This is a genomic window from Micromonospora fulviviridis, assembly GCF_014648395.1.
Lineage (GTDB): Bacteria > Actinomycetota > Actinomycetes > Mycobacteriales > Micromonosporaceae > Micromonospora > Micromonospora fulviviridis.
Map to the genome: position 1 here is coordinate 69,060 of NZ_BMRA01000003.1, position 14,440 is coordinate 83,499.

Below are 14,440 nucleotides of genomic sequence, written 5' to 3' on the forward strand. Positions count from 1 at the left end.
TGGCCGCCGCCGTCGGCCGGGTCGCGGCCGAGGCGGGCCGCCGCCTCGGGCTGCGTCCCGCCGGGGCCGCGCTCGCCGAGCCGCCGCGCGACCCGGCCGGCCGGGCGGTGCTGCGCGCCGCCGAGGAGGCCGGCCTCCGCCCGGAGGTGAGCCACGACGACGGCGGGACGGTACGGGTGCGCGCCGAGGTGCCCAGCGCCGAGGTGACGCCCGCGCACCTGACCGCCATGGTCGGCGTCGTGCTCCAGACCGTCCGGGAACTGGCCGGCGACACCCCCGAGCCGACGCTGCTGCGCGGCCGGTCGTACCCCGTGGGACAGCGCATGGCCGCCGCGGCGGTGCCGCGCAGCGCGACCGTGACCCTCGACCAGGTCGGCGGCCTGGCCGAGGTGGTCGCGCGGTTCCGCGAGGTCGCCGTGTCGTTCCGGCACCCGCAGGCGATGGCCCGCTGGGGCGCGCGCCGGCCGCAGGGCATCCTGCTGTACGGCCCGCCGGGCACCGGCAAGACCATGCTGGCCCGGGCCCTGGCCAACGAGATCGGCGCGGACTTCGTGGAGATCCGCACCCCGGAGATCCTCGACAAGTTCCTCGGCGGCTCCGAGCGCAACATCAAGCGGATCTTCCGGGAGGCGCGCCGCTACCGGCGGCCCACCGTCATGCTCTTCGACGAGTTCGACAGCATCATCAGCTACGCGGGCGCCGGTGGCGACGCGGCCAGCCAGGCGGTCAACGCGGTGGCCGGCATCTTCAAGCAGGAGATGAACACCCTGTTCGAGGAGAACCCCGACGTCATCGTGGTCGCCACCACCAACTTCCCGCAGCGGGTGGACGCCTCGCTGACCCGGTCCGGCCGATTCGACCTCAAGATCGCCATCCCGGCGCCGGACGAGTCCGGGCGCGCCGAGATCCTCGCCAAGATGATCCGGGAGCTGATCGACCGGCACGAGCGGCCCGGCTTCCGCATGTTCGCCGCCGACGTCGACCCGGCCGCGCTGGCCGCCGCCACCCCCGGGCTCACCGGCGCCGACCTGCGGGAGGTGCTGCGGCGGGTGCAACTCGCCAAGGCGCTGCGGGAGGCGACGGAGGGTGCGCCGCCCGCCCCGATCAGTCAGGATGACCTCCGAGAGGCCGTCGCCGGGCTGCGCCGCGGCTGACGACGGTCCACGGAAGGAGCCCCGTGTCGTCCTCCACCCTGCTGTCCCGTCGCGATCTGGCGTTCCTGCTGCACGACTGGCTGGACGTCGGCCGGCTGACCGAGCGACCCCGCTACGCCGAGCACTCGCGGGAGACCTTCGACGCGGTGCTGGACCTCGCCGCGCAGGTCGCCGCCGAGCGGTTCGCGCCGCACAACCGGGCCGCCGACGCCAGCGAACCGACCTTCGACGGTCAGCGGGTCCGCACCCTCCCGCAGGTCAAGGCCGCCCTGGACGCCTACGCCCGCACCGGCCTGCTGGCCGCCACCATGGACGAGTCGGTCGGCGGCATGCAGCTGCCGCACGCCGTGGCCGCCGCCTGTTCCGCCTGGTTCCAGGCCGCCAACGTGGCCACCGCCGCCTACCCGTTCCTCACCCTCGGCAACGCCAACCTGCTGCTCGCCCACGGCAGCGCCGAGCAGATCGACACCTGGGTCCGGCCCATGGTGGAGGGGCGGTTCTTCGGCACCATGTGCCTGTCCGAACCGCAGGCCGGCAGCTCACTGGCGGACATCACCACCCGGGCCGAGCCGCAGGACGACGGGACGTACCGGCTGGTCGGCACCAAGATGTGGATCTCCGGCGGGGAGCACGACCTGGCCGAGAACATCGTCCACCTGGTCCTCGCCCGGATCCCCGGCGGGCCGCCCGGGGTCAAGGGCATCTCGCTGTTCATCGTCCCGAAGGTGCTCCTCGACGCCGACGGCGCGCTCGGCCCGCGCAACGACGTGGTGTTGGTCGGCCTCAACCACAAGCTGGGCTACCGGGGCACCACCAACACGCTGCTCAACTTCGGCGAGGGCGTGCACCGCCCGTACGGGCGGCCCGGGGCGGTCGGCTTCCTGGTGGGGGAGCCGCACCAGGGCTTGGCGCAGATGTTCCACATGATGAACGAGGCGCGCATCGGCGTGGGCGCCGGCGCCACCGCGCTCGGCTACACCGCCTACCTGAAGTCCGTGGCGTACGCCCGGCAGCGCCCGCAGGGCCGGCCGGCCGGCGACAAGGACCCCACAGCGCCGCAGGTGCCGATCGTGGCGCACGCCGACGTACGCCGGATGCTGCTCGCGCAGAAGAGCTACGTGGAGGGCGCGCTCGCCCTGATCCTCTACTGCGGGCGGCTGCTCGACGAGGAGAAGACCGCCCCGGCCGAGGCCGACCGCAGCCGGGCCCACCTGCTGCTGGACCTGCTCACCCCGATCGCCAAGAGCTGGCCGTCGCAGTGGTGCCTGGCCGCCAACGACCTGGCCATCCAGGTGCACGGCGGGTACGGCTACACCCGCGACTACGACGTCGAGCAGCACTGGCGCGACAACCGGCTCAACCCGATCCACGAGGGCACCCACGGCATCCAGGCGCTGGACCTGCTCGGCCGTAAGGTCACCATGCGCGGCGGCGCCGGGCTGGAGCTGCTGCTGGAGACCATCCGCGCCACCGTGACCCGGGCCTGGAAGGCCGAGGGCGAGGCGGCCGAGCTGGCCGGCCGGCTCGGCGCGGCGGTCGACCGGATCGCCGTGGTCACCCGGCGGCTGCACGGCGCCGGCGATCCCGAGGTGACGTTGGCCAACGCGTCGCTCTATCTGGAGGCGGTCGGGCACGTGGTGATCGCCTGGATGTGGCTGGAGCAGCTGCTCGCCGTCGAGGCGCTGGGCAGCCCCGACGGCCCGGACGCCGACTTCCTCGCCGGGAAGCGGCAGGCGGCGCGGTACTTCTTCCGCTACGAGCTGCCCCGCACCGGCCCGCAGTTCGACCTCCTGGAGAACCTCGACCGCACCACCCTGGACACCCGGGAGAGCTGGTTCTGACCGGCGGCGCCGGCCGCTGCGCGCAGCGGCCAGCGCCGGTGACCGGTGGGCTGGTCTAGGACCTGCGGCGGGCGAGCAGCGTGGAGTCGTGGATGTCGACCGTCACGCCGTCGCGGGTGACGGTCCGCGGCCGCTGCTCGACCACGAGGGCCTCGAAGTCGTCCGGCAGCCCGGGCAGCAGCTCCTCGGCGACGAACATCGCCCTGCGGTGGCTCGCGGTCAGGTGGGTGAACGCCTCGTGCGGCGCGTGGCCGACGACGAGCAGGTGCCCGCCGGGCGCGACGGCCTCGGCCAGCCGGCGGGTCACCTCCACCATCCCGCCTTCCGGCGGGTGCAGGAAGTGGCTGGTGACCAGGTCGTAGGACCGGCCGTCCGCCGCGAAGGTCCGGGCGTCGACCTGCCACCAGTCGGTGCGGTCGGCGACCCCGGCCTGCTCGGCGTGCCGGGCGGCGCGGGCCAGGCCGTTGGCGGAGAAGTCGGCGCCGGTGACCCGCCAGCCCTGCCGGGCCAGCCAGATCACGTCGCCGCCCTCGCCGCAGCCGACATCGAGCGCGGTGCCCGGCGTCAGCCCGGTCACCTCGGCGACGAGCTGCGGATTGGGGTTCCCGCTCCAGACCTTCTCCGGGCCGGAGTACCGCTCGTCCCAGCTCGGCGGCTCGAACATGGCGGCCGCCTCCTCCTCGGTGAGGTGGTGTCCGTGTCCGCTCACGACATGGCTTCCTTTCGGTGCGCGGCGGCGATCAGGCCGCAGGACTCGGTGACGTCCCTGCCCACCAGCATCCGGAACCCTCCCGACGCCGACAAACTTAATTGCCGTTTCGGCAAATCCGGCGGAGGTCCGATGTCGGTGCCGGCCGGTAGGGTCCGCGCCGTGAGTGACACCGCCGTGACCCGGCAGACCGGTCAGGACTACGTCGATCGCCTCGAACGCCGCGACTGGCCCGGCTTGGCCGGCCTGCTCACCGACGACGTGGTCTACGAGATGCCGCAGACCCGGGAGCGCATCCGCGGCAGGGAGGCGTTCCTGCGGTTCAACATCGAGTATCCCGGCGACTGGCACCTGCGGGTGCGCCGACTGGTCGCGGACGGCGGGTCGGCCGCCCTGTGGCTCGACGTCCGGGTGGGCGACGAGCAGCAGGACGCGTGTGTCTGGCTGGAGGTGTCCGAGCGTGGCCTGATCAGCCGGATCGTCGACTACTGGCCCGAACCGTACGAGCCGCCGCAGGGCCGCGAACACCTCGTGGAGCGGTGGTGAGCGGCGGACGGTCCGACCGCCCGGACCGACGAGGTCAATCCGGTGGGGGACGGCGTGGTCTCGTGCGACCATGGCGGGCATGACGATGGTCAGAAAGGGTCATGGCGCGTAGGTCACCGGCGGCGGTACGCGCCGCCTGCCCACGGCGGGCTGACCGCCACCACAAGGTGCCCGAGATGGACGGGCTTCCCGTCGCGGCCGCCCGACAGATTTCCCGGTACGAGCGTTCGGCCCTGCGGCCCGGCGCCGTGGCCCGTGCCCTGACCGGGTGGCGACGGGCGGTTCATCGACCGGTCGCAGCCCTCCAGGATGCCGCGCAGGCCGGATGCCCCTGTTGCGACCCGCTGGAACACCGCGACGTGTTGGCTGCGGCGGTGGCGGCGCTGGGCCCCCGGGCGCGCCCCGCGAGCTCCTGGAGCTGCTCCGCCCGCTGGACGAGGTCTTCGAACGTCGCACGATCCACGACCCGCAGGCGTCACCCGAGCTGCCCTGGTGGCGCCGACGTGCCTGAAGCCTGGACCGGGCCCACAGCTCGACCTGCGGGAGCCGGGACCCGACGGCCGGCCCCGACCGGCGGGGGAACGGCCGTTCTCGGCGACACGAGTGTGTCGCCGCCCGCGTGAGAACATGCGTCCATGAGCAGCGACGTCCCCCTCGAGGTCAGCGCCCTGGCCATCAACGTCACGATCCCCGAAGGGCTCCGCTGGACCGACACCCGACGCGGTGAGGAGTTCACGCTGACCACGCTCAACGTCCGGCTCCTGCCCGACGGGAGCCTCGCGGCGAAGGCATACGGCCGGCCGACCGCCGGTGGCCGCGGCACCTACGTCTCGTTCCCCGTGCCCGACCGGCCCGAGCTGGCGGCTCTGGTCGACGGGGCCGCCAGCCGCGCCGGCGCGCTGTGGGCCGCTCACCGCGGTCTCGGCTGACGGCCGGCGGCCGATCAGATGCGGCGGAGCACCAGAGTCACGAAGCCCAGAACGTTCCGGTACCCGCGCAGCCACTGATCGCGGTGCTCCCGGGCCACGGTGAGTGCCTCGGCGGCGTCCGGATGGCCGGGGTTGTCCAGCGCCCACCGGGTGAGCGAGCCGATCCACGACCACTCGTAGTCGTCCCACTCGGCGGCGTCGCTGACATGGGCGTACACCGGCGTCCAGCCGGCCCGCTCGGCGGTGTCGACCAGGCCGGCGAGGTCGGTGAACTCCTCGGGCTTCGCGTCGAGCGCGGCGAGGGCCTCCGGAGTCGGGGGGATCTGCCAGAATCCCTCACCGACCATCAGGATCCCGTCGGCATTCGCGTGCCGGCCGGCCAGCTCCAGCGTCGGGCCGAAGCCGCCGAACGCGTGGGTCGATCCGACGCACAGCACGAGGTCGTAGTCGCCGTCGGGCACGTACGTCCGGGCGTCGCGCTCGTGCAGCGTGAGCCGGTCGGCGAGGCCGCGCGCGGCGGCGGCCCCGGCGGCGCGTTCGAGGGCGTACGGGCTGACGTCCACGCCGTCCGCGTGCCCGTCGGGGTAGTGGGCGAGGGCCTGCAGGACCCAGGACCCCTCTCCGCAGCCGAGGTCGAGGACACGAGCCGTCGGTTGGCGGTCCGCCCGGCGCAGGAGCCGGTTGACGTTGACACCGAAGATCGGGGCCGCGATCGGGTGGTGGGTGTGCGCGATGCTGCTGAGCCGTTGACGATCCACCGGCAGAGTCAACACGAGTCCGTCGACGCCCGCACCCGGGTTGTCCTGCCGGGTGGTCGGCCCCCGCACGGTCAGGTACCTCGCCCGCTACGTGTCCGGCCGTACCATCTCCCGGTGATCTCCCCTCGCCGGCGGCTGGTCGCCGCGTCCGTCCTCCTGGTGCTGGAGGCGGTGGTGTTCGCGCTGTTCGTCACCGAGTCCGTCGTGGGTGCGATCGCCGCCGTCGGCGTCACCTGCCTGTCGTTGTGGGTGCACGTCGTCCTGCACGAGTGTGGGCACCTCGTCGTGGCGAAGCTGCTGCGCCTGCCGGTCGTCGCGGTCCGTGTCGCACCCTTCACCGGGTGGCGGAGCGAAGTGTGGGTCCGGCCGGCGCCGCCGGCGACCGCGTTGCCACTGCGGATGGTGCTGTTCTACCTCGGCGGCCCGACGGTGAACCTGTGCACGGCGGCGGTGCTCGCTGCCGTGGCGGCGTCGACGGGCACGGCGTCGACCCGCGTCGCGCTGTTCGGGGCGGCGCTTGTCGGGGCGCTGCTCGCGGTGGTCAATCTCGTCCCCGGAACATCGCCCCGCAGTGACGGCCGCAACCTGCTTCGCTGGCTCCTGGCGCCGACGGCCACCCGCGCGGCGCTGCGCGCGGGCTACTACCAGGAGGAGGTGAGGAGGACGTTGCGGGCGATCAGCCGAGGGGAGGTCGGCGACGACCGTCTCGCAGATCCGGTTCGCGACGCCGACGACCCGCGGCTCGCGCTCGCCGCCTTCCAACGGCGCTGGAGCACGGGGCACGCGCAGTCGGCGGCCGATTTCATCGCCGACGCCGAGCGGCTCGCGGCGCTGGCTCGCGCCGACGGCACCGATCCCCTGGCCGCCGCCGCGATCGGGGAGGCGCTCACCGTCCAGTTCGGGTTGTGGTACCTGTACGCCGCGGTGGTGAACGGCTCACCCGTCGAACGGCGGGAGGTGGTGGAGCTTGCGGAACTGGCCCAGCTCGCCTTCCAGGCGCAGCCGCACCTGTTGTCCGCTCGGGTCGCCATGGGCCTGGCTCACCTGCTCGACCAGCGGCCGGAGCACGCGCGGTCGCTGCTTCTCGACATCCGGCCGGGTGTCGACCCGCCGGACCTGTGCGGCGTCGCGTTTCTCCTGCGGGCCGCCGCCGAGTGCCACCTCGGCAACCACGCCGACGCGGACACCCTCGTCAGGGCGGCCGGGGGCGACCACCAGCAACTGGCACAGGTCGTTGCCGCGATCCGGGCGGCCGATCCGGTGCCGCCCCTGTTCGCTCCGGCACCGATGGCCGACGCCTGACCGGCGTGAGCTCGGATCCAGGTGGCCACGGACGTTACCCGGTGGCGGACCGGCGGCCCGGGGCGCAGGATGACCCGGTGACACCGCCCGAGCTGGTTCTGTCCGACCTTCGTGACGCGTGGAGCACCGCCCTGGCCGGCAGGCTCCTGGGCCTCTACCTGCACGGCTCGCTGGTCGCCGGCGACTTCGCGGCGGACCGCAGCGATCTCGACCTGCTCGCGGTGCTGGCCACCGATCCGGACGAGAACCTGCTCGGCGTGCTCGCCGGACTACACGCGGATTTGGACCGGCGGCACCCGCGGTGGGCCGGCCGGATCGAGGTGGAATACGTGTCACTGGGCGCCACGCGCGACGCAGCGCACGGGCGCGCCGGTCACCACCATGCCATTGCCCGGGTCAGTCCCGGTGAGTCGCTGCACCTGCTACCCGCGACCACCCACCGCGTCGTGACCTGGTCCGCCGTCCACGACCACGGCCGCAGCCTGCTGGGACCGCCCGCCGAGGCGCTGCTCCCCGCGGTCGACGCCGATCTCGTCCGCTCGGCTCTGCTGGACCACGTCCGCGACTGGCCGACCTGGGTGACCCGGATGAACACTCCCGGCGCGCAGTCCTACGCGGTGCTCACCCTGTGCCGGGCCTTCCAGCGCCTCCGGAACGGCCGGCAGCTGTCCAAGCGGCGGGCCGCCGACCGGACCATCGCCGACCGTCCCCGATGGGCGGACCTCATCATCTGGGCACGCGACTGGTGGTACCGGTCCGGTCAGGACACCGATCCGGGCCGGGCCGACGAGGTACGGGAATTCGTGAACGAGGTCAGCGCCGCCATCCTGGCCCCGGAACACGGCACGCGGGCCGGCCTCGCCGGATGACGGGGGTTCCGGCTGGTCCGACGGGGCCCCGATCGGTCGGTGCCGGTGGTCAGCCCTCGGCGAGCAGGCGGTCGCGGACCTCGCGGCGGAGAACCTTGCCGATCTGCGAGCGGGGCAGCTCCTCGACCACCACCACCCGGCGGGGCACCTTGTAGCCGGCGAGGTGCCGCCGGCAGGCCGAGCGGACCGAGTCCGGGTCGGCGCCCACTCCCGGGTCCAGCACCACGGCGGCCACCACCTCCTCGCCGTCGCCGCCGGGCAGGCCGACCGCGGCGGCCTCACGGACGCCGGGGATCCGGCGCAGCGCCTCCTCCACCTCGGACGGGTAGACGTTGAACCCGCCCGTGATGATCAGCTCCTTGATCCGGTCGACCACGGTGACGAAGCCGTCGGCGTCCATGGTGACCACGTCCCCGGTGCGCAGCCAGCCGCCGGGCAGCAGCACGCGGGCCGTCTCCTCGGGGCGGTTCCAGTAGCCGGAGAACACCTGCGGGCCGCGGACCAGCAGCTCGCCGGCCTCGCCGGGGGCGCGGTCCCGGGTCGGGTCCTCCGGGTCGACGAGGCGCACCTCGGTGGAGGGGAACGGCACCCCCACCGTGCCCGGCCGGCGGGTCGGGGCGACCGGGTTGCCCAGGGTGATGGGGGATGTCTCGGTCATCCCGTAGCCCTCGACGAGCAGGCCGCCGGTCACCGACTCCCACAGCTGCACGGTGGCCGGCGGGAGCGCCATCGCGCCGGAGATGGCGTACCGGACGGAGGTGAGGTCGACGCCGCGTTCCCGGGCGGCGGTGGCGAGCCGCGCGTAGACCGGCGGGACCGCGGGCAGGAAGGTCGGCGGGCGGCGGCGGGCCGCGTCGAGGACCTGGTCGAGGTCGAAGCGGGGGAAGAGCACCAGGGTGGCCCCGATGCTCACCGAGAAGGTCAGGCAGAGGGTCAGCCCGTACGCGTGGAACAGCGGCAGCACGGCGTACACGGTCTCCGCGCCGTCGCGCAGGCCGGGCACCCAGGCGCGGCCCTGCGCGGCGTTGGCTCGCAGGTTGCGGTGGGTCAGCACCGCGCCCTTCGGGACGCCGGTGGTGCCGCCGGTGTACTGGAGCAGCGCGGTGTCGGTGGGCCGGGGCGCGGGATGGTCGGCGGCCAGCGGGGCGGCCCCGGCGACCAGCGCCGACCAGGAGAGCGCGCCGGGGGCCGGGGCGCTCATCGCGGCCCGGGCGGCGCGGACCTTGGGCAGCGGCAGCCGCAGCGCCCAGCGCTTGAGCCGCGGCAGCGCCCCGGTCAGGTCGACGGCCAGCACCGTCTCCACCGCGCCCCGCCCGGCGACCAGCGGGGCGACCTTGTCCCAGACCACCGCGACCCGGGCGCCGTGGTCGCTGAGCTGGTGGGCCAGCTCGTCGGCGGTGTAGAGGGGGTTGTGCTCGACCACCACGGCGCCGAGGCGCAGCACCGCGTAGAAGGCGACCACGTGCTGCGGGCAGTTCGGCAGCACCAGCGCCACCCGGTCGCCGGGGCCGACGCCGAGCCGGCGCAGCGCCTCGGCCGCCCGGGCGACCTGGTCGGCGAGGTCGGCGTAGCTGGTGGTGGCGCCGTAGAAGTCGAGCGCGACCCGGGGGCCGAAGCGGCGGGCGGCGTCGGTGAGCAGGTCCACGAGCGAGCCGGTCGGCTCCGCGATCTCGGCCGGTACGCCGGGGGCGTAGCTGCGCGTCCAGGGCCGCTCCGCGGTCGCGTCCATCACCGTCTCCTCGCTGCCGGATGACGGTCCTCAGCCTAACTTAACCACCCGGTAACCTACGCCGGCGTAAGTTGCTGAGTTCGTCACACGGCAGCGGGTCAGCGGCGTGGGGCGCCCCGTTGCACCACCCGGCGGCCCCGCACGAAGGCCAGCACGAGAAGGACGACCACGGCGATGGCGCCGATGATGATCAGCCAGCGGGCTGCCTCCAGGAGCAGCCCGAGCAGGATGAGCACGCCGGCCACGACGCCGACCGTCCAGAGCAACGCCCGCATGTCACCCTCCCGGGAGTACGTGGGCCGCCCGCATTCCCCCGTCGGCTCCCGCCATGCCTGCCCGGGGCGGTTCAGTGCCGGGCCACGTACACCGTGTTCGCGGCCTCCCGGCCCTGCAACGGGTTGGGGAAGCGGACGACGTGCGCCACCGACGTCGGGAACACCTCGGTGAGCGTCCGCTGGAACGCCGGGTCGGGCGGGTCGTTCGACCAGAGCGCGAACACCCCGTCCGGGTGCAGCAGCGCGGCGAGCCGGCGCAGCCCCTCCACGGTGTAGAAGTCGGCGTGGCTGGGGTGCAGCACCTGGCGCGGGGAGTGGTCCACGTCGAGCAGCACCGCGTGGAACCGCCGCTCCGGCGCTTCCGGATCGAACCCGGCGCCGCTCGCGACCGCCGCGAAGAAGTCCGCCCGGACGAACCGGGTACGCGGGTCGGCGGCCAGCCCGGCGGCGAACGGCAGCAGGTCCCGGCGGTGCCAGTCGATCACGTCCTCGATCGCCTCGACCACCAGCAGCGAGCGCACCCGGGGATCCTCCAGCGCGGTGCGGGCGGTGTAGCCGAGGCCGAGTCCACCCACCACCACGTCCAGATCCCCGGCGGTCAGCGGGGCCAGCCCGAGCCGGGCGAGTTCGATCTCCGCGACCGGGAAGAGGCTGGACATGAGGAACTCGTCGTCGAGCTTCACCTCGTACACGTCGACGTCGAGCGACGGGTCGCGGCGCCGGCGCAGGCTGATCGCGCCGATCGGCGTCTCCCGCCAGGCCAGTTCCTCGAAGCGTGTGCCCACGGGTGTCCTCTCCGCCGGTCCGTGACCGGATGCTACCGGCCGGTCGCCGGGTGCCCGGAGCATATGCGGGGAGAGGCCGTTCTTCCCGGTTGGGTGGCATCGTCGCGGCGACGACGGGTACGCCCCCGACGACTCCAGCCCCGGCGCGCCTGGCGCCGCGCATCGACCTGGAGCCGTCGCCGGTCGAGGATGCCGGAGAGGGGAGCGAGCGTGGCGGAGATGCTGGCCGGACGGCTGCACGTGGCCGAGCGGGCGCTGCGGATGGAATCGGTGCCGGTGCCCGAGCCCGGGCGCGGGGAGGTGCGGATCCGGGTGGCCGCGGCCGGGGTGTGCCTGTCGGACGTGCACCTGATCGACGGGACGCTGACCCCGCTCTACCTGCCGGGGGACGTGGTGACCCTCGGCCACGAGGTGGCCGGGACGGTGGACGCGCTCGGTGACGGGGTGCGGGGCTGGGAACCGGGCCAGCGGGTGCTGCTCCAGGCGGGGGAGCGGGACCGGTTCGGCCTGGTGCTCACCCGCGGCGTCGACTACGACGGCGGCTGGGCCGAGTACGCCCTGGCCCGCGAGGACACCCTGGTCCCCGTCCCGGATCTGCTTCCGTTCGAGCAGGCCTGCATCATCCCCGACGCGGTCTCCACGCCGTGGGCGGCGGTGACCGAGACCGGCCGGGTCCGCCCGGCGGAGGCGGTCGCGGTGTGGGGCGTCGGTGGACTCGGCGCGCACGCGGTGCAGTTGCTGCTGCTGGTCGGCGCGGCCCCGGTGATCGCCGTGGACCCGCTGCCGGCGGCCCGGGACCGGGCGCTCGCCCTCGGCGCGGACCTGGCCATCGACCCGGCGGACGACGGCTTCAAGGACGCCGTGCTCGAACTGGTCGGCACTCGGGGGCTCGACGTGGCCTTCGACTTCGCCGGCGTCAACGCGGTCCGGGAGCAGGCCATGACCGTGCTCGGCCGGCACGGCCGGCTGGTGCTCGCCGGCATCGCCAACCAGCCGATCAGCATCCCGTCGGACAGCCGGTTCACCTACAACCGGCAGGCGGTGCTCGGCCACTACGGCTCGGAGGCCGAGCACGTCGGGCAGTTGGTGACGCTCACCGGGCTGGGCCGGCTCGACCTGTCCGCGTCGGTCAGCGACGTGCTGCCGCTGGCGAACGCTGCCGAGGCGGTGCGACGGGTGCACGAGAAGGAGGGCAACCCGATCCGGCTGATCCTGCGTCCGTGAGCCGGGCCCCGGCGGCCGCCGACCCGGTCGCTCGCCGTGCCTGCCCGCGCCGACCGGAGCGGCCGGTGGGGCGGGTCAGTCGGCGGGCCGGGTGGCCACGACGACGGTGTCGAGCGCGTCGACGGTGCCGCCGTCGGTGGTGGGCACCGGGCGGCGGGCCGTCTCGGCGCGCCGGATGTGCAGCCCGGCGAGCCCGTCGACCACCGCCTCCGGGGTGAGCAGGACGGCCGGGTCCTGCGGCCCGCCGGTGCCGCCGGTCAGGTTCGCAAGGTCGTGGCCGACCACGACGAGGCTGCCGCCGGGGCGCAGGGCCTGCCGGGCGGCGGCCAGCACCCCGGCGAGGTCGTCGGCGGGCAGGTGCAGGTAGCTGATCAGCACCAGGTCGTAGCTGCCCGGCACCGGCCGGTACGCGGTGACGTCGGCGACCCGCCACTCGACCGGGACGTCCCGGCCGGCGGCCAGCTCGCGCCCCCGGGCGACGGCGACCGGCGAGAAGTCCACCGCGGTCACCCGCCAGCCCTGCTCGGCCAGCCAGACCGCGTTGCGCCCCTCACCGGCGGCGAGGTCCAGCGCGGCGCCGGGAGTGAGCCCGGTGACGGACTCGACCACGAACCGGTTCGGCTCGGCGCTCCAGACCAGACCCGGTGTGCTCGCGTACCGGGTGTCCCAGGCGCTGCTGTCCACTGTGTCCCTCCTCCGGTGGCCCCACGCCGCCATGGTGACCGTACCGGCAGCGGCAAGCGCTCCCACGGCGAGTCCCGGGATCCGGGGGCAACGGCAGGTACGGGCAACGGGCCGGTCTCGGACTCGGCCAGGGCGCGCACGTCGAGCAGCCGTGGGAGGCGGCTGGAGTCGAACGGCTCGCGTGGGTCAGGCCGCGTCGGCCATGGCGACGCCGGCGGATTGGGCGTGGTCGAAGGTGTCGTTGATGACGACGACGTGGCGGCCGGCGTTGGCCAGTAGTGAGGCGCCGGCGGTGGCGCGGTAGCCGGAGCCGCAGTGGACCCAGATGGTGCCGGGCGGCACGTCGCCGAGCCGCTTGGGCAGGTCGGACAGGGGGATGTGCACGGCGCCGGCGATGTGGGCGGTGTTCCATTCGTTGGTCATGCGCACGTCGAGGACCACGTCGGCGGCGGGCAGGTGGGCGGGAGGGTTTCCCGCGCGGGCGGCGGCGAGGGCCGGGAAGTCGGCCATGGGTAGTTGGCGCAGCTGTGCGGGTTCGGTGGCCCATCGTTCGGGCTCACCGGTGGCCCGGGCGGCGGGGCGGTCGATGCCGATGCGGGCCAGTTCGCGTTGGGCGTCGGCAACCTGTTGGGGGGTGTCGGCGAGCAGGGTGACGGGGGTGCCCCAGTCGATGAGCCAGCCGAGCCAGGTGGACATGGGTCCGTCGAGGCCGAGGCTGACCGTGCCGGCCAGGTGTGTGGTGGCGTAGGCGGTGCGGTGGCGCAGGTCGACCACCCACTGCCCGGCGGTGATTCGCTGGCGTAGTTCGGTGGGGTCGGCGCGGGTGACGGGGGTGAGGTCGACCGGGGCCGGGCCGGCGGTGTTCGCCACGCCCATGTGGGCGTAGTAGGCGGGGTAGGCGTCCAGGCCGGTGAGGGTTTCGGTGACGAACTCGTCGGCGGCCAGCCGCAGGACCGGGTTGGTGCTCTTCTCCCGGCCGATGGTGGAGTCCGTGGCGTCGGCCTGGCTGGCCGAGCAGAAACTACCGAACCCGTGCGTGGGCCAGACCTGGGTTCCGGCGGGCAGCAGATCCGCCAGCCGCTTCGCGGAGGCGTGCTGGTGGTGGGCCAGCTCGTGGGCGTGCTCCTTGCCCAGCAGGTCGGTCCGGCCCGTGGTGCCGAACAGCAGCGACCCGCCGGTGAACACCCCGGCCGGCCGCCACCCGCCGTCGGCGGCCTCGTCGAGCACGTAGGACAGGTGGTGGAAGGTGTGACCCGGCGTGGCGATCACCCGCAACCGCAGCGTGTCCGACACGGCCACCACGTCACCGTCGGCGACCGGCACCCGGTCGAAACCCACCTCATCCGCCGCCGCCAGTCACCCGAGCCAGTTCCAGCCCACCGGAGACGTAGTCGTTGTGGACATGCGTCTCCACCACGTGACTGATCCGCACACCCTGGGCGCCGGCCAGATACATCACCCGGTCGATGTCCCGCTGCGGGTCGACCACGACCGCCACCCGCCCGTCCGAGGCGAGGTAGCTGCGATCGCCGAGGGACGAGGTCGCGATCACGGAAACCTCGACTGGCATGGTGGTGCTCCCTCCGTCCCCAGGTGCACAGGGGTATGCGGGAGGTACCCGAACGCGCCGCGATC

13 protein-coding genes and 1 pseudogene are annotated in these 14,440 nt (G+C 74.1%); 7 read left to right on the forward strand and 7 right to left on the reverse strand.

The window, feature by feature from the left end; all coding sequences use genetic code 11:
- Together IEY96_RS08895 and IEY96_RS08900 are read left to right on the forward strand one after the other, a co-directional pair.
- A partial coding sequence (locus IEY96_RS08895; RefSeq protein WP_229791475.1) for an ATP-binding protein occupies nt 1-1,154 on the forward strand: 1,154 nt, incomplete at its 5' end.
- 23 nt (nt 1,155-1,177) lie between these two features.
- Complete coding sequence (locus IEY96_RS08900; protein WP_189194336.1) at nt 1,178-2,995, forward strand: acyl-CoA dehydrogenase; 1,818 nt, start codon at nt 1,178-1,180, stop codon at nt 2,993-2,995.
- 55 nt (nt 2,996-3,050) lie between these two features.
- On the opposite strand, the gene IEY96_RS08905 is transcribed toward IEY96_RS08900, so the two are convergent.
- Nucleotides 3,051-3,704 (reverse strand): class I SAM-dependent methyltransferase, encoded by a 654-nt coding sequence (locus tag IEY96_RS08905; RefSeq protein ID WP_229791476.1) that lies wholly within the window; start codon nt 3,702-3,704, stop codon nt 3,051-3,053.
- A gap of 132 nt (nt 3,705-3,836) precedes the next feature.
- Here IEY96_RS08905 and IEY96_RS08910 point away from each other — a divergent pair, with 132 nt between their 5' ends.
- Nucleotides 3,837-4,250, forward strand: a complete 414-nt coding sequence (locus tag IEY96_RS08910) for a nuclear transport factor 2 family protein (RefSeq protein ID WP_189194337.1) — start codon at nt 3,837-3,839, stop codon at nt 4,248-4,250.
- 635 nt (nt 4,251-4,885) lie between these two features.
- Nucleotides 4,886-5,179: a hypothetical protein gene (locus IEY96_RS08915; RefSeq protein ID WP_189194338.1), complete on the forward strand. Its 294-nt coding sequence runs from the start codon at nt 4,886-4,888 to the stop codon at nt 5,177-5,179.
- A gap of 14 nt (nt 5,180-5,193) precedes the next feature.
- Here IEY96_RS08915 and IEY96_RS08920 read toward each other — a convergent pair whose 3' ends face one another.
- On the reverse strand, nt 5,194-5,937 hold the full coding sequence (locus IEY96_RS08920) for an SAM-dependent methyltransferase (protein ID WP_189194339.1): 744 nt from the start codon (nt 5,935-5,937) through the stop codon (nt 5,194-5,196).
- Nucleotides 5,938-6,051: 114 nt separating this feature from the next.
- On the opposite strand from IEY96_RS08920, the gene IEY96_RS08925 reads away from it, so the two are divergent.
- Nucleotides 6,052-7,239 (forward strand): zinc metalloprotease, encoded by a 1,188-nt coding sequence (locus tag IEY96_RS08925; RefSeq protein WP_229791478.1) that lies wholly within the window; start codon nt 6,052-6,054, stop codon nt 7,237-7,239.
- 77 nt (nt 7,240-7,316) lie between these two features.
- The gene (locus tag IEY96_RS08930) at nt 7,317-8,108 is read left to right on the forward strand and encodes an aminoglycoside adenylyltransferase domain-containing protein (RefSeq protein WP_189194340.1); all 792 of its coding nucleotides are present in this window, start codon (nt 7,317-7,319) and stop codon (nt 8,106-8,108) included.
- A 49-nt stretch (nt 8,109-8,157) separates the two neighbouring features.
- Here the strand turns inward: IEY96_RS08930 and IEY96_RS08935 are convergent, their stop codons facing one another.
- The 3 genes from IEY96_RS08935 to IEY96_RS08945 form a co-directional block, all read right to left on the reverse strand.
- A complete protein-coding gene (locus tag IEY96_RS08935; protein WP_268247142.1) occupies nt 8,158-9,840 on the reverse strand; it encodes a long-chain-fatty-acid--CoA ligase in 1,683 nt (560 codons plus the stop codon).
- A 95-nt stretch (nt 9,841-9,935) separates the two neighbouring features.
- Nucleotides 9,936-10,112 (reverse strand): hypothetical protein, encoded by a 177-nt coding sequence (locus IEY96_RS08940; RefSeq protein ID WP_189194342.1) that lies wholly within the window; start codon nt 10,110-10,112, stop codon nt 9,936-9,938.
- A gap of 71 nt (nt 10,113-10,183) precedes the next feature.
- Entirely contained in the window at nt 10,184-10,897 is a 714-nt protein-coding gene (locus tag IEY96_RS08945) for a polyamine aminopropyltransferase (protein WP_189194343.1), read from the reverse strand.
- A 219-nt stretch (nt 10,898-11,116) separates the two neighbouring features.
- On the opposite strand from IEY96_RS08945, the gene IEY96_RS08950 reads away from it, so the two are divergent.
- Nucleotides 11,117-12,121, forward strand: coding sequence for a zinc-binding dehydrogenase (locus IEY96_RS08950; protein ID WP_229791527.1), 1,005 nt, complete (start codon nt 11,117-11,119; stop codon nt 12,119-12,121).
- A gap of 75 nt (nt 12,122-12,196) precedes the next feature.
- On the opposite strand, the gene IEY96_RS08955 is transcribed toward IEY96_RS08950, so the two are convergent.
- Nucleotides 12,197-12,805, reverse strand: a complete 609-nt coding sequence (locus tag IEY96_RS08955; protein ID WP_189194345.1) for a class I SAM-dependent methyltransferase — start codon at nt 12,803-12,805, stop codon at nt 12,197-12,199.
- Between the two features lie 186 nt (nt 12,806-12,991).
- Nucleotides 12,992-14,375: pseudogene (locus IEY96_RS08960) on the reverse strand (MBL fold metallo-hydrolase).
- Between the last annotated feature and the right edge of the window lie 65 nt (nt 14,376-14,440).